The organism is Nitrospira sp., assembly GCA_030692565.1.
Lineage (GTDB): Bacteria > Nitrospirota > Nitrospiria > Nitrospirales > Nitrospiraceae > Nitrospira_D.
Genome location: JAUYAO010000003.1, coordinates 1 through 19,478, shown reverse-complemented (window position 1 = coordinate 19,478; position 19,478 = coordinate 1). Strand labels below are relative to the sequence as shown.

Sequence of the window (19,478 nt, the reverse complement as noted above, 5' to 3'; positions counted from 1 at the left end):
TTCTGCCGGGACGGAATAGAGTTCCGATAACACCCGTACGACGATCACGGCGCGGGTCGCGGACAATTCCCAATTCGACGGAAACAGCGCGGTGTGAATCGGGACATTGTCCGTATGGCCCTCGACGCGCACGTGCCGGTTGAGCTCGATCATGGCCTGGGAGAGTCCCTGAAGAAACGGGAGGGCTTCGGGGCGCACGGCGGCTTCTCCGCTATTAAAGAGGACTTGATCCGGAATGGTGATGACGATGTCTCCGTTCAATTTTTCTTGGAGCTGCATGAAGTCGAATTGGGAGTTCGCCTTCATGTTTTTGACCAGTTCGCGCATCTTTCTGATCGCGACTTCTTTGTTGCCGGGAAGATTCTGCGTCATCAATGTAGGCCGCTGCTGCCCGAGGGTAAAGGCCATTGAGGAGGCCGTAGGCGTAGCCAGAGGATTCAACGCCGCCTTGATGGATTCGCTGACTGTGCGGTATTTGCCTTCATTGACGGAGGAGACGGAATACATCACGACAAAGAACGCGAACAGCAGCGTGATGAAGTCGGCGTAGGATACCAGCCAGCGTTCATGGTTCTCGTGTTCTTCGTGTTTGTGTTTGGCCATGCTGGAATCCGTCAATCGTCAGGCGTCATTCGTCAATCGCATAAGTACGGTCTTCGGCTCCGTACGGTTGACGATTGCCGCTTGACGGGGCGTGCGTCACTTCTTTGCTTCTTTCGTGCGTTCCTCGTGCGGCAGGAAGCTTTCCAGCTTTTCCTGGAGGAGTCTGGGATTCTCGCCTTGGGCCAGGCCGACCAGCCCCATGATGATGATGTTGCGTGCCCCGGACTCTTCCTTCAGCTTCATCTTGATCTTGTTCGCGAAGGGCAGAAAAAAGAGGTTGGCGAGGCCGACGCCGTATACCGTAGCCACGAAGGCCACCGCGATGCCGCCGCCCAACTTGGACGGATCGGCCAGGTTTTCCATCACGTGGATCAGTCCCAGGACCGCGCCCAAGATGCCGACGGTCGGAGCATAACCGCCGGCGGCCTCCCACACTTTTGCGGCTTTCACGCCGGCCTCTTCGTGATGCTCGACTTCGATTTCCAGAATTTCGTGCACGGCTTTCGGATCGGTTCCGTCCACGATGAGCTGCACGCCCTTCTTGAAGAACGGATCCTTAATGTCCTTGAGTTTGCCTTCCAGCGCCAGCAGTCCTTGTTTGCGCGATACCGTGGCCAGATCCAGAATCAGCTTGATCGTGCCCTTGGTATCGACGGGGGTGTTGCCGAACACCATGCCGAGCGATCCCAAGGACTTGAGCACGACCGACAGCGGATTTTGCACGCAGCAGGCGCCGATCGTGCCTCCGGCCACGATGATGAAGGCCGTGAGCTGCATGATGGAGCTGAGGTGACCACCTTCCAACGCCTGCCCACCGATGATCGATCCGATCGAGAGTACGATTCCGAGTATTGTCGCTATATCCACGAGTCAGTCTTTCCTTACAATACAAGAGCATGAGCGATATTAATCATGTGATAGATCATGCCTACCTTTGAACTATTGCACCTCGAATTCCGCCTCTGCTACGGTGCGCTACCCAACAGAAGGAGCCAGCGCATGGATTCGTCCGACAGTTTGATGCTCGATGCCAAGCAAGCCATTCTGGAGGAACAGCATCGCCGGTTTCAGGCGCTCCAGAAGGAGGGCAAGTGGGCGGAGGCGATGCAACAGTTCCAGACCACGATGCATTGTGCCTCGGATCTGTTGACGGATTCTCTGACCTTGCTCGAACGGGTGCTTGAAACACATCGCCAGCCCCCTCCGGAGAATCCTCAGAACGGTCCCCTCGCATAACTCTAGTGTGTGGCCGCCTCCATGGCGGCTTGCTCGTTCGGGAGCAAGAGCCGGTTCAAGTCCAGCACGATCAAGAGTCGATCGTCGATCCGTCCGACTCCCTGGGTAAACTCGGCTCCGGCCGTACTGCCGACCGACGGCGGCGGCTCGATCATCACTTTCGGGAGCCGCAACACTTCCACCACCTCGTCCACGATCAAACCCACCATCCGTTGTCGGACCAGTACCACCATGATGCGTGAGTCATCCGTCCGTTCGACGGTCGAGAGACCGAACCGCCGGCGGAGATCCAGCACCGGGATGATTCGCCCGCGGAGATTGATGACCCCTTCGACGAAGTACGGGGCTTTGGGGACGCGCGTGACTTCGACCATGCGGTTGATTTCCTGCACACTGAGCACATCGAGCGCAAATTCTTCCTGGGCAATCCGGCATGTCACGAATTGCACCAGGTCGTCCCCGCCTTTGCCGGTGCCGCTGGGCCCGGCTCCCTGCTGAACCTGGCCCGGCGCTTTTTCTTCCACAATCATCAGTCTCTCCTTTCGAGGCTCCTGCTTAAAGCTTGAACGAGCCGACAATGCCTTGGAGTTCGGTGGCCAACTGGCTCAGGTCGTGACTGGCCTTGGCCGACTCGGTCGCGCCAGACGCGGATTCTTTGGTGACCTTCGCGACGTTTTCGATATCGGTCGCGATCTGCTGGGTTGCGACCGATTGTTCCTCGGAGGCGACCGCGATCTGCCGGATCATGTCGGCGCTTTCGGAGACCATCTCGACGATGCGGGTCAGCGCCTCGCCGGTCTTGTTGACCAGATCGACGCCTTTCGTGACGGTCTGGGTGCCTTGCTGCATCGACTCGACCGCGCCGCGGGTATCCTGTTGGATCTGGCGGATCATGTCGCCGATTTCCTTCGTGGCTTTCGTCGTCCGTTCGGCCAGCTTTCTGACTTCGTCGGCGACGACCGCGAACCCCCGTCCCTGCTCACCGGCGCGGGCCGCTTCGATGGCCGCGTTCAAGGCCAGCAAGTTGGTCTGGTCGGCGATGTCTTCGATGACTCGGACGATTTCGCCGATCTGATCGGACGACTTGCCGAGTTCCGCAATGATCGTGGCCGAGCTAGACACGGCATCCGAGAGCTGTTGCATCCCCGAGATGGTGTCGGAGACCACCGAGCCGCCGTCTTTGGCGGTCTTGACCGTCTCCTGGGCGAGCGTCGCCGCTTTCCCTGAGTTCTGCGCCACCTGGCTGACCGTCGCGTTCATCTCTTCGACCGCCGCGGCGGTCTGCGAGGCGCGCGACGTGAGCGTGTCGGTGCCCTTGGAGATTTCCTCCGCGGTTGCCGACAACTCCACCGAGGCGGAAGCCAATTTGTCCGTCACATGCGCCACCTTCCCGACCAGGGCTTGGAGATTTTCCGTGCACTCGTTGAACGACATGCTGAGCATGGCCACTTCATCGCGGCCCTCGACCGGCACCCGGCTGGTGAGGTCGCCGTGGGTAAAGTTTCCGAAAATGTCGACCATCCGCCGCAGAGGGAAGGTGATCGAACGGGCGATCGTCCACCCTGCGAACATCGCGCCGGCCAATATGGCGGCCATCCAGAGCGCGGCATGCAGAATCGTCGTCTGGACAACTCCCTTGACCTCTTCTTCCTGCTGTTTTTGCCAGGGAATCGCCGCCGCCACCACTTGGTCGATCCCGCGGCGGTGATCCGCATATTGTTGAATGAGGCTGGTCGTCGCGATTTGATGGGCCTTTGCAAGATTGCCCGCTTGAACGGCCGGAAGAAAATCGTTGTGCCAGGTGGCAAAGAAGGCTTTGGCCGGGAGGTAGGAAGTGACGGTCAATGCCTCTTTGATCGGTCCGTCGGACAATTCCTTGAGCCAGAACTTGTGGCGTTCATCGTATGCAGTCTCCAGCTCTTTGCTGCGGGCGAGCAGTTTCTCCACGGTGGCGCGATCGTGGTCCTGCGCCAATTCGAGGGCGGTGAGGTACGATTCGATCAAATAGGCCGGCGGCGGCAGAACGTCGGTCAGCAGGTCTTTGGTATTGGCGATCTCTCGATACAGGGGGCCATTCACTTTGACCCGTTCCAGACCGTTGTAGAGCACCGCAAAGGTGATAAGGGTGCCGACGATGAACGGCATGGCCAGCAAGAGCAGTTTCCAGGAAATCGAGAGTTTACTTAAGACGGTATTCATGGTTTTCCTCATGTGCCTGTGTCTTGCTGGTCCTTCTGGGCCTGACAGACGAGAGGCGATTGATATGATCCTTTGAAGGGTGCCGGGGTTGAGAACATCGCGTCATCTCGACCCCGGCCTCCTTCCATACCGCCTAGAACGTCTTGGTGAATTTCAACTTATAGAAATCCTCGTTGTCGGCAAAGTCGGCCCGGCCGTGAACCGGAAGGCCATGCCCCCCGCCAACTTCATTTCCACATACGGTCCGAACCACCGATAGTAGTCCTGCTGCGCGCCCGGCCCGCTGCTGTCCCGGGTGCTCAAGAGATGCTCGTAGTGCACCCCTGCGGAGAACATGCTGTTGAACCGGTAGCCCGCATTCGCCCACCAGTGGAGAAAGTCCCACGTGCCCCGGCGGCCCGTTTGGCAATCGGGAAAATCTGAGGTACAGGTCGTCCCCGTTCCCCCGCTGCCGCCTTCGCTCCGCCCCGCCTTGTAGTAGCCCAGATAGAATTCGCCTTCGAACCGGTCGTCCAGGTAGTTCACAATCAAGCTGGGCACCCAGCCATCAAAGGCCGTCGTCCGTTCATTGCGGCTGCCGCCGCCCTTGGGGAAGGTTCCGCCCCGGGAGGACAGCAGGCTGCCATGCACCGTGCCGATGCTCGGCGTCACGCTCAAGCGCTTGTCCAAGAAGGTGAAGTTCAACCCAAGGTCCAGCTCCAGCCAGGGATTGGCATCATGGACACCTGGACTGTTCACATCGGTCCAGTAGGTGGTGCTGAAGGCCAGCGCGATGTCCTTGGTCAACCCGTAGGTCCCATAGACCGCCGGATTGAAGCCGAAGAAACTGTCGGCCTGCATTGCCATTGTCACGGAGACCGGATGCTTGGTCGTATCCATCAAGTCGTCCGTCAGTCCCGCCTGCGCCGGCAGGTTGGCCGATATCAGGAGGAATGCTGTAGCCGCCAGTACTGTTACACGTCGTGCTGGGTTCATCGGTCTTCTCCTCCGTATTAAGTTGCCTGGCTATGCGGGAGCCTTCCTGGCTCCCGCAGTTCCCTATCGGCGCTGTGCGCCTAAAGCTTGAACGAGCCGACAATGCCTTGGAGTTCGGTGGCCAACTGGCTCAGGTCATGACTGGCCTTCGCCGATTCGTTGGCGCCGGACGCCGATTCCTTCGTGACCTTCGCGACGTGTTCGATATCGTTCGCGATCTGCTGGGTTGCGACCGATTGTTCTTCGGAGGCGACCGCGATCTGCCGGATCATGTCGGCGCTCTCGGAGACCATTTCGACGATGCGGGAGAGCGCTTCGCCGGTCCGGTTGACGAGGTCCACGCCGCTGGTCACCTTCACGGTCCCCTGCTGCATCGACTCAACCGCGCCGCGGGTATCCTGTTGGATCTGGCGGATCATGTCGCCGATTTCCTTCGTGGCTTTGGTCGTCCGTTCGGCCAGCTTTCTGACTTCGTCGGCGACGACCGCGAATCCTCGACCCTGCTCACCGGCGCGGGCCGCCTCGATGGCGGCGTTCAAGGCCAGCAAGTTGGTCTGGTCGGCGATGTCTTCGATGACCCGGACGATTTCGCCGATTTGATCGGACGATTTGCCGAGTTCCGCAATGATCGTCGCCGAGCTGGACACGGCGTCGGAGAGCTGTTGCATCCCCGAGATCGTGTCGGAGACCACTGAGCCGCCGTCTTTGGCGGTCTTCACCGTCTCCTGGGCGAGGGTCGCGGCTTTCCCGGAATTCTGCGCGACCTGGCTGACGGTGGCATTCATTTCTTCGACCGCCGTGGCGGTCTGCGACGCGCGTGACGTCAGCGTATCGGTGCCCTTGGAGATTTCTTCGGCCGTGGCAGACAGCTCGACCGACGCGGAGGCGACTTTGTCGGTCACGTGGGCCACTCTCCCGATCATCTTTTGCAGCTTTTCGATGAACATGTTGAAATAGCCGCCCATTATGGCAATTTCGTCTGTGCCATGAGCCGGCACGCGCTTGGTCAGGTCGCCTTCGCCCTGGGCGATATCTTTGGTGATCGTAATCATCTCGTGGATCGGCTTCAAGACGATGGTGCGCAGCAGCAGGTAGGTGGTCAGAAGGATGGCCAAGACCATGCCCACCATCAACGCGGTCGTGTTGTACAAGGACTTTGTGGCCGCTTCTCTTGCCACAGCCATACGCGCATTGACGATCGTCAGGCCGAGGGTATCGCCGACCTGTTTGTCGGTATGGCAGCTGATGCAAGCAGCGGATACCGCCTTGTCAGGAGACGCACGACGAAAGAAGAGGGTGCCATTCATATCCTCTTCCTGCATATAGCTCTCGGCCCCACCCATGATGGCCTTCATGGCTTCTTGTTCAAAGGCATCCTTGGGGAGATTTGCGGAATTGAGCGGTGTCTGGCTGACCAATCTCAAACTAAAGAGCCCGCCCTTGAGTGCTTCTTCCCCGATTTCGCGCATGGCGGTCGCAGGAAAGGGAATGGCCTCAGGGTTGTTGCCATGCTCCTTGGCCGTGATAATCTCGCTGCCGGCTTTCGACTTCTTGATTTTGGCAACATAGTTAGTCGTGATATAGGAACGTGTAATCTGGGCAAATTGCTCAATCGTCTTGGTCCTAATCGTCATCATATTTTCCAGCTTGCTGTCCTCTTGCTTGCTGAGAACGACAAAGCCGATCGAGGTGATAACCACGGACAGAGCCATAATTGTTACTAGAAACTTCGATCCGATATTCATGTTCTTCGTCAACTGGTTCATAGATCCTCCCACCTGGTGCGTATGAATGAAGTGAGTGCGCGCCCTGTCATTACCTTTTCGCTCGTCTCATGCCGTACCGCATGTTCAACACCTCGCCGGCGAGGTAGGAGTGGTGACTACCTTATCGGCATCCTTTGTGTGATCCTGTGCCGCTAGGCCATAGTCAACACCTCGCCGGAGGGAGGGATCGAACCAGGCCTGCTCGGCAGGGTTCGATGGATCCTCTCTCATTTAGACCATGTTCAACACTTCACCGACGATATGCGGCAACGGGACGACTTTATCCGCACAGCCCGCTTCCACGACCGCCTTCGGCATGCCATAGACGATGCAGGTCTTTTCATCCTGCACGATCGTACGGCCTTTCGAGGCCTTGATGGCCTTCATCCCTTCAAGCCCGTCATGGCCCATGCCGGTGAGAATGACGCCGATGCCGCGCTCTCCATACAGGGCCGCGACCGACTGCAGCATGATGTCGGCGGCCGGCGCATGCAGATGCTTTTCATAGTTCGGGCTCAGCGACACCACATTGGTGGTGATGGATTTCTTCTTGACGCGAAATTGGACCCCTCCGGGGGCGATGAGGACGCGGCCGGCTTTCACCTCATCCCCGTCGACCGCTTCTTTGACTTCCAACGGACAAATCTGATTCATGCGATCGGCAAAGGGTTTGGTAAACGATTTGGGCATGTGTTGCACGATGACGATGCCTGCGGGAAAATCAGCGGGTAGCATCGGCAGGATTTCCATGAGAGCCTGCGGGCCCCCCGTCGAGCAGCCGATCGCCACGATGCGATTGCCGCGGGTGACGCTGATGGAATGCGCCGACAAGGCGCCACCGGCCGGCTTGACGATCGTGGCCATCGGGCCGCTGCTTCGCCGGATGGCCAGCTTGCCGGTCGCCTGGCTGGCGCCCACGATCTTTGCCACCAGGGCCCGTTCGATTTCGACGATATTGGTGGCCACGCCGTCCAATTGCTTGGGGATGAAGTCAACGGCCCCGTACTCCAGGGCTTTCAGCGTATCGTTGGCGCCTTCCGTCGTGAGCGAACTCACCATGATGATGGGGACCGGACATTCCGCCATGATGCGCCTGACCGCTTCAATCCCGTTCATGCCGGGCATTTCGACGTCCATGGTCACGACGTCCGGCTTCAACGTCTTGACCTGTTGAATCGCTTCCTCCCCGTTTCGGGCCAAGCCCGCGACGGCGATGCGAGGATCGCTGGTCATCATTGCCGACAGACTTTTTCTCATGAACGTCGAGTCATCGACGACGAGCACTTGGATTGTCTTGGCCATAAACGGTTCCGTCCTTCTCCCACGCACCGCTCAACCGACGAGTCCCCTCGGCTAGAGGATGTAGCGCGTCAGTTTGCTGGAAAACTCTTTCGGATCGAATTTCGTGACGTAGTCCGTGGCGCCGACTTGCGCGCCTTTTTCCTGATTGCAGCTGCCCGTCAGAGACGAGTGCAGCACGACGGGAAGATGGGCCAGTCTCGGATCGGAGCGAATGTGCTTGGTGAGGGTGAATCCATCCATGTCCGGCATTTCAATGTCGCTGAGGATCAGTTGAATCCGATCGACTTGCGACAGGCCCTGATTCACCGCGTCCTCGGCGAGTTCCGTGAGGTAATCCCAGGCTTCCTTGCCGGTCGTCGTTTGAATGTAGGCGACGCCCATCTTTTCGAGGGCTTTGCGGATCTGGGTCCTGGCGACAGAGGAGTCGTCGGCAAACAGGACGCATTTCGTCTTCAATTCGGGGCGCTCAGCCAGGCCGGCATACACTTCCTCGTCCGGGCGAGGGCAGATATCGCTCAGCACTTTCTCAACATCCAGGATCAACACCATGCGGCTGTCGTCGAGCATGGTCACGGCGGTAACGGCGCCTTTATTATTTTCTCGGACGAGCGCCGGAGGCGTTTTGATCTTGGACCAGGAGGTGCGGATGATACGATCGACCGCGGCGACATGGAAGGCCTGTAAACTACCATTATATTCAGTAATGATCAGGATGCCGTTCTCTTTGCATTCGGGCTTCGTGAGATCGACGTCTTGCTCACCCAATCCCAGCGTGCGTCTCAGGGCGATGACCGGCACCATGGTCCCTCGGATATTGGCCATGCCCAGGACGCGGCCGTCGGCTTCCGGCACTCTGGTCAGGGGCGGCAATTTCATGACCTCGCGGACTTTGAACACGTTAATGCCGAAGACTTCACCGGTGCCCAGATGGAACAAGAGCAGTTCCATCTGATTGGCTCCCGCCAGTCTCGTGCGTGCATCGATTTCATTGATCAGCGTAGACATCAGCGAACTCCTTTACGACCCCTACCCGTTGTCCTAGGCCACCATGGCGGAGGCATGCCAGGCTTGGGCGTTCTCCACGAGCTCTGAAATATCCAGGATGAGCACGACCTTTCCTTCGCCGGTGATCGTGGCGCCGGAAATGCCCTTGATGCTATCCAGATATTCCCAAATGGACTTGATGACGACTTCTTCCTGTGAGCGTAATTCGTCTACGACCACACCGATCCGCCGGTCGCCCAAGGCGGCGACCACGACATAGAAACGGTCGCGCTCGCGGTCGGTGGGAATGTCAAACTCTTTGGCCAGCCGGAGCAGCGGCAGCACGCGATCCCGTAAATGCAACACTTCCCGTCCGTTGATGGTTTTGATCTCGTCCTTTGAAATCCGGACGGCTTCGATAACGGAGCTGAGGGGAATCGCAAACGTCGCCCGTTCGACTTCCACCATCAGGGCCTGAATAATGGCGATGGTCAGCGGCAGCTTGATCGTGATGAGACTGCCCTTGCCTTCTTCAGACTCGATTTCGACGGTGCCGTTCATCTTGCGGATATTGGTTCGGACGACATCCATGCCGACGCCGCGACCGGAGACATCCGTGACTTTTTCAGCCGTGCTGAAGCCCGGCAGGAAGACTAAGTTGACCACTTCACGAGGCTCCATGGTTGCCAGCTCCGCCTCGCTGATGAGTCCCTTCTGCAAGGCCTTGGCTTTAATCTTGCTGAGCGCGATGCCTTTTCCGTCGTCCTGGATGCGAATGACGATGCTGTTGCCCTCCTGACTTGCGGCAATACGCAAGACACCCTCGCTGGGTTTTCTGGCGGCATGCCGTTCGGTAGGCATTTCGATGCCGTGGTCGATGGCATTCCGCACGAGGTGGACCAGCGGATCGCCGATTTCATCGGCCACGGACTTATCGAGCTCGGTCTCTTCTCCGTGCGTCTCCAGCCGCACCTGCTTGCCGAGTTTCGACGACAGGTCCCGGACCATGCGGGGCAGCTTGGCCATGACTTTCTTGATCGGCAGCATGCGCGTTTTCATGACGGCAAGTTGCAGGTCTGTCGTCACCAGATTCAGCTGGGTTAGTGTTTCGCTGAGCGCCCGGACCTGAGGATCCGTTTCGTGTGTCTGCTCCAGTATCCCGCCGATTTTGATCAGGCGATTTCTTCCGAGGACCAATTCACCGACGAGATTCATGACGGAGTCGAGCCGTTTCGTTTCCACGCGGATCGTGGCATCCTCTTCGGCCTTGGGATGCTTCTCTTGCTTCTGCAACGCCTGATCGAGCGCTTTCTCGGAGATCGCTTTCGCTTGAATGAGCAATTCTCCGAGCGGCTGTTTGGGATCCGGCTGTTTGGATTGCTCCGTCAGGGCATCGAACACCTGCTCTTTGGTCGCCAGACCTTCGGTGACGAGAATTTCTCCCAACTGGGGCGGCGGCGCTGCTGGTTGCGGGAGTTCCTGGGGCTGGGCGGCCGCCGGTGCCGGAGCGACCGGAGGCTTCGGAGCGGCGGCCGCCTCGCTGAACTTCCCTGCGAGAATGTCGTCGAGTTTCTGGGACATCGTCTCGACGGGAATCTTCACGTCGGTCCCGGACGTCCGAATCTCGGTCATGATGAGCTTGACGGTATCGACCGTTTCAAGAATCACCGTGATGATTTCCGGAACGACGGCCATCTCCCCCTGCCGGAGTTTATTCAGAATACTTTCGGCCCGATGGGTGACATCGACGAGATGAGTGAAGCCTAGAAAGCCGGCCGACCCCTTCATGCTGTGCATGGCCCGGAAGATCTCGTTGAGAAGATCTTTATTCTCCGGCTGCGCTTCGAGCTCGACGAATTTCTGATCGAGTCCGTCGATCATCTCCGTCGTTTCGGTCAGAAAGTCGTTGAGTATTTCCTGCGTTTCATCGTCCATGGCACCCTCCGGTGAAATACAGTGATGCGTGATGGGTGATCAGTGATGGGTAAGATCCGATTGCGAGGTCATGCCGTTCCCACCCATCACACATCACGCTTCACCCGGCTAGTTAAATCCGAACTGCTTCAAAATCTCGTCCGCGACATCCTGGTTCATGGACGTCTTTTTCGACGCTTCCAACTGTTTGAGCATTTCCGCGGCCTTTCCGGCCTCATCTTTTCCTGCGCCCTTCGTGTAGGGGCCGAAGACCACCACCAGTTCGAGCAGTTTGTGCTCGACTTCTTCCACAATCGTCACCAACTTGTTGACGCGTTGGGCGACCAGGTCCTGAAACGACAGCGCGGTGATGATGTCGATCAGCGGCTTATCGTCCTTCTTTAATCCGGTGCGGATGGAGGCCAGCGCCGCCGCGTCGTCTCCGGTCAGGTGCTGGGCGAGGGCGTCCATTTGGGCGAAGACCCGCTTGCGGTTGTCCTCGACGGTTTCGACCTGCTGCATGACTTTATGCGTGCCTTCTTCCGTCAACTTGCGCAAATCGCGCAAATGCGTGGTCGCATCAGGCAGCTGCTCGGTCGTGGCGCTCATCGGGGCGCTGAATTGCGAAATCGTCTTGATGGTCTTGTCGATGAACCGGGTCAGTTCTCCGAGCTTCTCATAGAGTGCGGTCTCGGCATTCTCGGGCTCGATGTCGTCGTCTAGAGTCTTTGCGGGAGCGCTGGCATTCACGTTGGCTCGTGAAATCATGAGTCCGATCCTTCCTATTTGAAGATCTTGTTGATCTTCTCCTGCATGGTTTCCGCGGTGAACGGCTTGACGACATAGTTGTTCACGCCAGCCTGGATGGCTTCGATGAGGTTCTCTTTCTGCGCTTCGGCCGTCACCATAAGCACGGGGATGTGTTTCAGCTTCTCGTCGGCGCGAATGGCGCGGAGCATTTCGATGCCGGGCATGACCGGCATGTTCCAATCCGACACGACAAAGCCGAACGGCTCAGTCCGCAGCTTCTGAAGGGCTTCCTGCCCGTTTTCGGCTTCTTCCATATTGGAAAAGCCGAGTTGCTTGAGAATGTTTTTGACAATACGGCGCATGGTCGACATGTCATCGACGACGAGAATCTTCATGTTGAGATCTGCTGGCATGGGTCCTCCTCTTGCGGCTTACAGTTTTTGATAGACGACGGCTCGGCCGACGTGTTGCGATCGAAGTACATCACTCATTTTCGTCAGGGACTCCGAAAAGCCGATGATCAGATAGCCGTTGGGCTTCAACGCGCCGGCGAGATCAGTCGCAATTTGATGTTTTGCTTTCTCATCGAAATAGATCAGACAGTTTCGGCAGAAGACGATGTCGATGCCGCGTACCAGTTTCAAGCGTGGACGGTCGTAGAGATTCAGATTCATGAACTTCACCCGACTCTTGATCGTCGAGGAAATGGCAAAATTCTCCCCTTGCGCATTGAAGTGTCTGGTCTTGAGGTGCGGGGGAACGTGACGCAAGGCATGGGCGGTATAGACTCCGGCTTTGGCCAACTTCAGTATCGGCTCACTGATGTCGGTTGCCAGGATTTCAATATTCCAGTTCACCAGGGGCGCGTAGTCCGACAACATGAGGGCCAGCGTGTAGGGCTCATCTCCCGATGAACAGGCGGCGCTCCAGATCCGGATCTGGCGGGACGCCTTGTTGGCTTCCATGACGGCCGGGATGACGGTCTTGATGAAAGAGTCGAGCTGTGGTTGATCCCGATAGAAATAGGTCTCGTTCGTCGTGATCAGGCCATAGAGGGAGACGAGCTCCCGGTCACGATAGGTATCAAAGCGGAGATAGTTGACGTAGTCGGCATAGGTCGCGAGCTTGTGCTCTTTCAGTCGCGGGGCGAGACGGCTTTCAAGGAGATATTTCTGGTTCTCCTGAAAGGTGATTCCCGTTTGCTCATAGATAAACTCACGCAACAGCTTGAATGTCTCGGCATCCATGCCGCGTTTGCTCTGTTCTGCTTCCGCTTTTGTGACAGGACTGCCCATGAGACTCCCTTACCCGCGTGCGGGTGTTGCGCGTTAGTCGTGGTATTCCCCGCTCTGGGGCGCACCTCGACTGTCGGAGGTTGTTCTCAGCCGTTCTGCGCCGCGAACGGCGTTACGCGGCTTGTGAACGGCTATGCATCCAGTCATGGATGTCGCGTCGCAGAAAGCGCCAATGCTTCCCGATCTTCGAGGCCGGCAATTCGCCGACACGCGCGAGCTTATAGACGGTGGACTTGGGTACGCGGAGAAACCGCGCCACTTCCTGGACCGTCATGATCTCGCCATCCGTTGTGTTTGCCTGTGTCACGGTTGATGCGGTCATAGGATTATTCATAGTGAGTGGGTTATCGGTGTGCTCGATAGAAAACTTGAGAGGGCACTCACGCCGAATAAGACAGGGGGGCTCTCGGTGTTGTCGATTGGAGTGATCGATGCGATTCAGGAACGATTGGTGCTCAGGTTTGAAGAGGCTTCAACCGATGAAGTACTCGATATTCACCGCTAACCATCAGGAACTTTGCGCAATGGCCACGATCATCTCGATCGCGTCGGGAAAGGGCGGCGTCGGTAAGAGTGTGGTGTCGGCCAACCTCGCTCTTTTATTGGCCAAACGCGGGCAACGGGTGGTGTTGGCCGACCTCGATGTGGGGGGAGCGGATAGCCACATTCTCTTCGGTCTTTTGAATCCGCCGCTCACCCTGACGGATTTTCTCAATCGCCGTGTGCCGACGCTCATCGAGATTGCCCAACCGCTCTCCGTCCATAAGAATCTGCGCATTATTCCTGGCACCGGTGACACGTTGGCCACGGCCAATATGTCCTACTCGAAGAAAAAGCGCCTCATCCGGAACTTTCAGGAGTTGGACACCGACATCATCGTTGCAGATATCGGCGCCGGGACCAGCTACCATGCCCTGGATTTCTTCCTCATGGCCGATCACCACGTCGCCGTGGCCACGCCGGACCCTACCTCGGTCTTGGACCTCTATCGCTTCATCAAACTGGCGGCCATCCGCCGCGTGCTGTCCTCGTTTCTTGCCCGTGACGCGATGGCGGAAGCGCTGTCTGACCGGGACTTCTGCAGCGTTGAAGAAGTCTTGGATGTGGCGGGAAAGACGGATGAAGCGGGACGTGGGATCGCCGAGACCTCGCTGCGTACGTTTCAACCGGCCCTGATCCTCAATCGCGTCGCCGGCCGCTCGCGGGTGAATGTGTTGCAGCTTCGGAAGCTCTTGAAGGAGTATGTCGGCGGTGACCTGACGCTCCTGGGAGAAATTCCAGACGACCCTGCCATGGAACGGGCTGTGCGCAGTTATCTGCCGGTCACCGAGCTGGAACCGGCGGCTCCGGCCGCGGTGGCGCTTGGACACATCGCCGACACTCTTCTGCAACGTATTGCTGGTTCTCCAGCAAAAGCCGCCTAGCGTCAGGCGTCAAGCGGAATCCGTTCAGACCGATTGACGATTAACGCATGACGATTGACGTTGTCTCAAGCGCCGGCGCGGCGGGCCCGCAGCCGTTCGGCTTGCGTCTGGATGATGTGGCGAATGATGTCTTCTTGATGATCCGGAGACAGGTCGACGTATTGCGTGGCGATCAGGTAGCCGGGCGCCCCGGTCAGCGGCGAGGTGCGAATGACCTTGGCGCTCGTGTTGACGGGAGTGAAGGGGGGAAGAATCAGTTTCAGCGTCAACAGGTCGGCTGGTTGGAACGGGCGCGGTGAGACGAAGCTGATCCCTCCCCCGCTGATATTCACCTCGGTCAGTCGCGCGATGGCGATACTGTCCGGCTGAATATGCGCCATGCCACGCAGCAGCACCTCCATCAACCAATCGACTTTCATGATCCACGGAAGGAACGGCGACGTGGCCAGCGTATCGCCCGTGCGTGCCAGCAGATCGGCGGTCGGCTTTCCGACGGCGGCGGCAATCATCTCATCGGTCAGCGGAGGCGTGCCCGGCTGGGGCGTGTCGGCCGATTCACTCGTGAGGCGGAACTCCATCAGGAGGTGATCATCGACACGAATCCACTCCCGGCGTTCATCGACGGCGAGGGAAGATTCTCGGAGCGATTGTGTGTGATTCATCGTGGGCCTGACTCTTTCTTCCATACGCTAGGCGGCGACGCAGAGCGTCGCGGCTTGAACCGGAGCTAATGGAGCCGGTGCGTGCACGACCACCCGATTACGGCCCTGTGCTTTCGCGTCGTAGAGTGCCGTATCGGCCGCGTTCACCCAATCCTCAACCGAGGCGATGGCCGGATTGCACACCTCGGCAATCCCGATGCTGGCGGTCAGTCGAACGGTGCCATCTTCGACGTCGAACGCATGGGTTTCAATGAGATTTCGCAGGCGTTCGGCTAAAGGTTGCGCCTGCTCGATCGAGGTATGCGGCAGGATAATGGCAAACTCTTCTCCCCCGTATCGTCCGACCGTATCGACGTCGCGCACGGTGTCCGTCATCAAGGAGGCCAGCTCGCGCAAGACGAGGTCCCCGGCCGTGTGTCCCAAGCGGTCGTTCACGGTTTTGAAATAATCGAGGTCCAGAATCATCAGGCAGGCCGGTGCTCCATAGCGAAGTCCAGCCTTCAACTCACGCATGAGGGGCTCATCAAGCGCCCGGCGATTGAACACGCCCGTCAGCGGGTCCCGCAAAGCCATGTCTTGGAGATCCTGGTGAGCATCGGCATTCCGTAAGGTGAGCGAAAGAGACGTGCCGATGGTGGCCAGCAACTGCTGTTCGTCTTCTGTGAAGGGGGCGGATCCCGCTCGTTGAAGGTGTAGCACTCCGATGGCGTGCGGTCCGATGGCCAAGGGAATATCGTGCATGGCATGCGTCTCAGGCTGCGGGTGCGCGAGGAGGGCGTCTTCCCCTCTCATCAGCGGCATGGGGCGCGAGCCGACGAGGCGCAGTGTAGTCGCTCCTGATGTGACCCGCTGCGGCGACCGGCCGAGCCGTCCGAGGAGTTGCGTTGTGAGTGTCTGTTCCCGCTCTTGATCGCCGTCTTGCGACCATGTCCAGACATGCTCGGGATTGGTTCGGACTAAGCCGATCAGTTCCGCTCCGGTCAGTGCGGGAACCCCTGTAAAGAGGGCCTGAACGACATCCTCAGGCTTCAGGGATCTTGCCAGCGCCTGCGTCAGCTGATTGAGTCCGGCCAGGCGTTGATTGAATTGTTTGAGCGTGTCACGCTCCCGGGCCAGGGATTGATTGGCGATGGCCAGATCTCCGGAGAGGTTGCGGACTTCCAAGAAGGTTTGGCGGTTCCGTAGCCCGCAGTTCAATGAGTCGGTCAGGCGCGAGAGGGACCCGGGCCAATTGACATAGTCGAAGGCGCCTTGGCGGAGAAACTGCGCGACCATGTCCGGTTTTTGATTGCGTCCGACGAGAATGACGCACAGGTCACTCTGTCGAGTTGCGACGGCTTCGAGAAAAGCCAGGGTGTCCGATGCGCGCGCTCCCACTTGATACACGATGGCCTGGACGTTCGCGGTGCTGTCTGAGTCGAGGGTGCAGTGTCGTTTGGTCACGGGCGTAAATGCAAAGCCCTGCCGCGCGAGTTGAGTCCAGCGCATATCCCGATGGAAAAGCGGGGTTCCGACGAGAAGAATGCACGAAAGACCGTCATGCGGTTGTGTGCTCACCTGGACCTCTTTGTGTTGTCGCGGTCATGTTCTGGACGTGCGGAGAGTTGCCCGTGGCGCTCACGAGCTTCGACTGACACGGAGACGCGGTCGGCCTGACCTCTTGTCGGTTCGGGGGAGTTCTCAGACTGTGCCGGCTGGAGCGCCCGTTGATAGGTGCGAACCAGGTTATGTATCTGATGGACGGCGATTCCCATGTGCGTCTCCCGGGTGCGATTGGTTAGATGTGTCGCTCAATCGTCCCTGAGTCCGAGGACATCGCGCCATTCCATCGACGCAGTCCCTGTAGTCGTTGGCGGATCTTGGCGGAGTCATCAAGCAGCGCCGCCACGCCTGCCTGGGCTACCGTGATCTGTTCCGCGATCGTGCGATCCATGCTCAGCACGTATCCCAGATGTTCGGGGGAGAGGGCTTCGTGAGCGAGCAGGGCCTCTCGCACCTGATAGTAGTGACCCACCCGATTCCATTCTCCTCGGGTTGCCGCCATTGCCGCCGCCTCGGTGACAGCCACAATCGAGTGCAGATCCTTGTCGGAGCGAGGTTCCATGCGTTAACGGGCCAACGCCAACGGGGCCTGCTGTTGGGTCGCGACCTCTCTCCAGGCTTCGCGCAACGTCGTGAGGCAGCGAGCCGGCCCATCGAGCCGGGCGCTCACATGTTTGGCGTTGGCTTCAACGAGTTCGCTCAACATGTAGTCATAGAGACGATGCAGCGACTTCGCGATGTCTCCCCCCTGCTCGTAATCCAACACGCTGTCGAGTTCCCCCACGATCGAGATCGCCCGGCCTATGAATCGCGCTTTGTCCGGCAAGTTATTGGTTTCAATGGCGCGCCGGGTCAATTCGATCGATTGAATGGCGGCATCATAGAGTAAGACCACGATCTGTACCCGGGAAGAGGTGAGGATCTGCGTTTGCTGATACTGCTGAGCGTATTGTGCGACCATTGGCGTGTGCCCCCTACTGCGTGATGAGTTCAGTTCCGGTTCGAGGAATTTGATTGAATCGAGCTGCTTTGGCTCTGGAGTCGTTTGAGGAGACCATCCAGCGCCGCATATTGTGCCTTGAGCCGATCTTCGTATTTGGTGACGGCATCTTCTTTTCTGAGAATGTCTGCGGACAGGCTGGTAATCTGCTTAGCCAGTCCGTTCTTTCTCAATGTCAATTGACCGGATGCGACATTAGTCAAGGAGTCCACCGCCGTGTTGAGCAGTTGGGCGACCCCGGCGCTCCCGGTTTGGTTGACAAATAAGGTCCGGACATTGCTGTAACTCGCGCTCAATGCGGTATCGAGTTTCGCTTCATCGACGGTGATGGTTCCCTCTCGATCCGTCTTGAAACCCAGCGCTCCGACGGTATTCAGAGATCCTGCCCCGGATATGGATGAAGACAGTGCCGTACGAATCTGGGACAGCACCCCGCGAACGGTTGGTTCCCCGAAGAAATTGCCGCCTTTTTTTGTGGCCACATCGTAGGTCGTCCGCTCAGTGATGTATTTGAGAACGTCGTTATAGGCGGTCGCGAGACCTTTAATGTTGTCCTTCACCGCGGTGACATCCCGGCTCACATTCACTTGAACAGTCGAGGTTCCGGTTGTCTCCAGCAATGTGAGGGTGACGCCGGCAATGGCATCGGAGATGGCATTGGTGCTCCGTGTTACCGTGACGGGATTCAGCGTAGGATCTCCGACGATGGCGATGGCATCTTGGGCTGCTTGCAGGGTATCGATGCCCCCGGTTCCGCTGCTGTTCAAAAAATCTAGCGTCGTATTGTCTGCGACAATGGTGATGCCGTTGGAAGCTCCGGTGGTCGAGGACGTGAGGACGAGACGATAGGCCGGAGTCGTATCGGTCCCGGTATTGATAATTGATGCTGTGGCCCCGGCGCCGAGGTCATTAATCGCACTTTTGAGATCTTCCAGCGTCGCCGTGTCGCTGAGCGTTACCGTCTGGTCGGTTCCGCTGCCGACTTTAAATGTAAAGGTCCCGGAGGCCCCTCCGACGATATCGGTCGTGGTCGTGGCGACGGTTTTGGCGGCTTTGTTCGTGATTTGATGGGACTGAGCGAGCTGGGTGATCTTGAGCGAGTACGTGCCCGATGTGGCAGTGGAGGAGCCGACGGCGCTCAACGCACTGGTATCGGACACGCTCGTCGTGGTCCGGTCGAACGAGGTTGAGAGCCGCAGCTTATCCGCGGCACTCTGGAGGCCAATCAACTTGGTGCTTAGCGTCGCGTAATCGGTCGACTTTGAGTTCAGGGCGCCTTTTTTCTCGGTCAAGCTGTTAACCGGGAGGCGTGCAACCTTTACCAGTTGCTCCACGACTTGACCGAAATCAAGTCCGTTGCCCAATCCGCCGAAACTGATCGTCGCCATGCTCCGTCTCCCTCATAATACTCAGGCTTGCTCTTTGAGCAGCAAACCCTTGGAGCTGTTGAAATACTTGGCCAAGTTCAGGACCTCTTTCGGAGGGAATTGGCGAATCACTTCCCCCGAATCTTTTTCGATGACTTTAACAATCACCCGATCTGTCGAATCATCGATTTCAAACTTCAGATTCGTATCGTGCGATTTAATCTCTTCACTGACCTTCGCCACCGCCTGTTCGAGGGTCGCCCGATCGATCGGGGCGGTTGGCTGGTTGTCGGTATCAGATTGCGTCCGTGCGGCAGTCGGCTCTTTGGCCGCTGCATGATCCGGTTCACCCCCGCGGGCAGGTGTGGTCAGGAGATCTGCTTTGCCGGTTACTGATGTAATCATGGCAGCCTCCGTGTGAACCTAGGGTGGGGGCGGCCGCTCATGAGGAGCGGCCGC

Annotated in this window: 22 protein-coding genes; 3 read left to right on the top strand and 19 right to left on the bottom strand. The window is 58.2% G+C overall.

All coding sequences use genetic code 11. The annotated features are described in order from the left end of the window. Nucleotides 1-603 (bottom strand): flagellar motor protein MotB (locus Q8N04_01130; GenBank protein ID MDP3089255.1); only part of this gene is annotated, 603 nt, incomplete at its 3' end. A gap of 96 nt (nucleotides 604-699) precedes the next feature. Then, nucleotides 700-1,470: a flagellar motor protein gene (locus Q8N04_01125; GenBank protein ID MDP3089254.1), complete on the bottom strand. Its 771-nt coding sequence runs from the start codon at nucleotides 1,468-1,470 to the stop codon at nucleotides 700-702. 132 nt (nucleotides 1,471-1,602) lie between these two features. Here Q8N04_01125 and Q8N04_01120 point away from each other — a divergent pair, with 132 nt between their 5' ends. Then, nucleotides 1,603-1,839 (top strand): hypothetical protein, encoded by a 237-nt coding sequence (locus Q8N04_01120; GenBank protein ID MDP3089253.1) that lies wholly within the window; start codon nucleotides 1,603-1,605, stop codon nucleotides 1,837-1,839. Between the two features lie 2 nt (nucleotides 1,840-1,841). On the opposite strand, the gene Q8N04_01115 is transcribed toward Q8N04_01120, so the two are convergent. From Q8N04_01115 to Q8N04_01065, 11 genes are all read right to left on the bottom strand, one after another. Then, entirely contained in the window at nucleotides 1,842-2,369 is a 528-nt protein-coding gene (locus Q8N04_01115) for a chemotaxis protein CheW (GenBank protein MDP3089252.1), read from the bottom strand. Between the two features lie 25 nt (nucleotides 2,370-2,394). After that, nucleotides 2,395-4,038: a methyl-accepting chemotaxis protein gene (locus tag Q8N04_01110; protein ID MDP3089251.1), complete on the bottom strand. Its 1,644-nt coding sequence runs from the start codon at nucleotides 4,036-4,038 to the stop codon at nucleotides 2,395-2,397. 153 nt (nucleotides 4,039-4,191) lie between these two features. Further along, entirely contained in the window at nucleotides 4,192-5,013 is an 822-nt protein-coding gene (locus Q8N04_01105) for a hypothetical protein (protein ID MDP3089250.1), read from the bottom strand. Nucleotides 5,014-5,093: 80 nt separating this feature from the next. Continuing rightward, nucleotides 5,094-6,779 (bottom strand): methyl-accepting chemotaxis protein, encoded by a 1,686-nt coding sequence (locus Q8N04_01100; protein MDP3089249.1) that lies wholly within the window; start codon nucleotides 6,777-6,779, stop codon nucleotides 5,094-5,096. Nucleotides 6,780-7,010: 231 nt separating this feature from the next. Next, nucleotides 7,011-8,081 (bottom strand): chemotaxis response regulator protein-glutamate methylesterase, encoded by a 1,071-nt coding sequence (locus Q8N04_01095; GenBank protein ID MDP3089248.1) that lies wholly within the window; start codon nucleotides 8,079-8,081, stop codon nucleotides 7,011-7,013. A 51-nt stretch (nucleotides 8,082-8,132) separates the two neighbouring features. After that, nucleotides 8,133-9,086, bottom strand: coding sequence for a chemotaxis protein (locus Q8N04_01090; protein MDP3089247.1), 954 nt, complete (start codon nucleotides 9,084-9,086; stop codon nucleotides 8,133-8,135). 33 nt (nucleotides 9,087-9,119) lie between these two features. Beyond that, nucleotides 9,120-11,000, bottom strand: a complete 1,881-nt coding sequence (locus tag Q8N04_01085; GenBank protein ID MDP3089246.1) for a chemotaxis protein CheA — start codon at nucleotides 10,998-11,000, stop codon at nucleotides 9,120-9,122. A 108-nt stretch (nucleotides 11,001-11,108) separates the two neighbouring features. Continuing rightward, nucleotides 11,109-11,747 (bottom strand): protein phosphatase CheZ, encoded by a 639-nt coding sequence (locus tag Q8N04_01080; GenBank protein MDP3089245.1) that lies wholly within the window; start codon nucleotides 11,745-11,747, stop codon nucleotides 11,109-11,111. Nucleotides 11,748-11,761: 14 nt separating this feature from the next. Then, complete coding sequence (gene cheY / locus Q8N04_01075; GenBank protein ID MDP3089244.1) at nucleotides 11,762-12,142, bottom strand: chemotaxis response regulator CheY; 381 nt, start codon at nucleotides 12,140-12,142, stop codon at nucleotides 11,762-11,764. Between the two features lie 18 nt (nucleotides 12,143-12,160). Further along, nucleotides 12,161-13,024 (bottom strand): protein-glutamate O-methyltransferase CheR, encoded by an 864-nt coding sequence (locus Q8N04_01070; GenBank protein MDP3089243.1) that lies wholly within the window; start codon nucleotides 13,022-13,024, stop codon nucleotides 12,161-12,163. A 112-nt stretch (nucleotides 13,025-13,136) separates the two neighbouring features. Continuing rightward, nucleotides 13,137-13,346, bottom strand: a complete 210-nt coding sequence (locus tag Q8N04_01065) for a helix-turn-helix domain-containing protein (protein ID MDP3089242.1) — start codon at nucleotides 13,344-13,346, stop codon at nucleotides 13,137-13,139. Between the two features lie 30 nt (nucleotides 13,347-13,376). Between Q8N04_01065 and Q8N04_01060 the strand changes: the two genes are divergently transcribed. Together Q8N04_01060 and Q8N04_01055 are read left to right on the top strand one after the other, a co-directional pair. Further along, a complete protein-coding gene (locus tag Q8N04_01060; protein MDP3089241.1) occupies nucleotides 13,377-13,529 on the top strand; it encodes a hypothetical protein in 153 nt (50 codons plus the stop codon). A 19-nt stretch (nucleotides 13,530-13,548) separates the two neighbouring features. Then, nucleotides 13,549-14,448 carry a P-loop NTPase gene (locus Q8N04_01055; GenBank protein MDP3089240.1) on the top strand — a complete coding sequence of 300 codons (900 nt, stop codon included), beginning with the start codon at nucleotides 13,549-13,551 and terminating at the stop codon, nucleotides 14,446-14,448. Nucleotides 14,449-14,513: 65 nt separating this feature from the next. On the opposite strand, the gene Q8N04_01050 is transcribed toward Q8N04_01055, so the two are convergent. The 6 genes from Q8N04_01050 to Q8N04_01025 form a co-directional block, all read right to left on the bottom strand. Further along, nucleotides 14,514-15,110 carry a PilZ domain-containing protein gene (locus Q8N04_01050; GenBank protein MDP3089239.1) on the bottom strand — a complete coding sequence of 199 codons (597 nt, stop codon included), beginning with the start codon at nucleotides 15,108-15,110 and terminating at the stop codon, nucleotides 14,514-14,516. A 27-nt stretch (nucleotides 15,111-15,137) separates the two neighbouring features. Continuing rightward, nucleotides 15,138-16,667, bottom strand: coding sequence for a diguanylate cyclase (locus Q8N04_01045; protein MDP3089238.1), 1,530 nt, complete (start codon nucleotides 16,665-16,667; stop codon nucleotides 15,138-15,140). 220 nt (nucleotides 16,668-16,887) lie between these two features. After that, nucleotides 16,888-17,178, bottom strand: a complete 291-nt coding sequence (locus tag Q8N04_01040; GenBank protein MDP3089237.1) for a hypothetical protein — start codon at nucleotides 17,176-17,178, stop codon at nucleotides 16,888-16,890. Nucleotides 17,179-17,217: 39 nt separating this feature from the next. After that, nucleotides 17,218-17,613: a flagellar export chaperone FliS gene (fliS, locus tag Q8N04_01035; GenBank protein ID MDP3089236.1), complete on the bottom strand. Its 396-nt coding sequence runs from the start codon at nucleotides 17,611-17,613 to the stop codon at nucleotides 17,218-17,220. 29 nt (nucleotides 17,614-17,642) lie between these two features. Further along, nucleotides 17,643-19,040 carry a flagellar filament capping protein FliD gene (fliD, locus tag Q8N04_01030; GenBank protein MDP3089235.1) on the bottom strand — a complete coding sequence of 466 codons (1,398 nt, stop codon included), beginning with the start codon at nucleotides 19,038-19,040 and terminating at the stop codon, nucleotides 17,643-17,645. A gap of 21 nt (nucleotides 19,041-19,061) precedes the next feature. Continuing rightward, nucleotides 19,062-19,424, bottom strand: coding sequence for a flagellar protein FlaG (locus Q8N04_01025; protein MDP3089234.1), 363 nt, complete (start codon nucleotides 19,422-19,424; stop codon nucleotides 19,062-19,064). Between the last annotated feature and the right edge of the window lie 54 nt (nucleotides 19,425-19,478).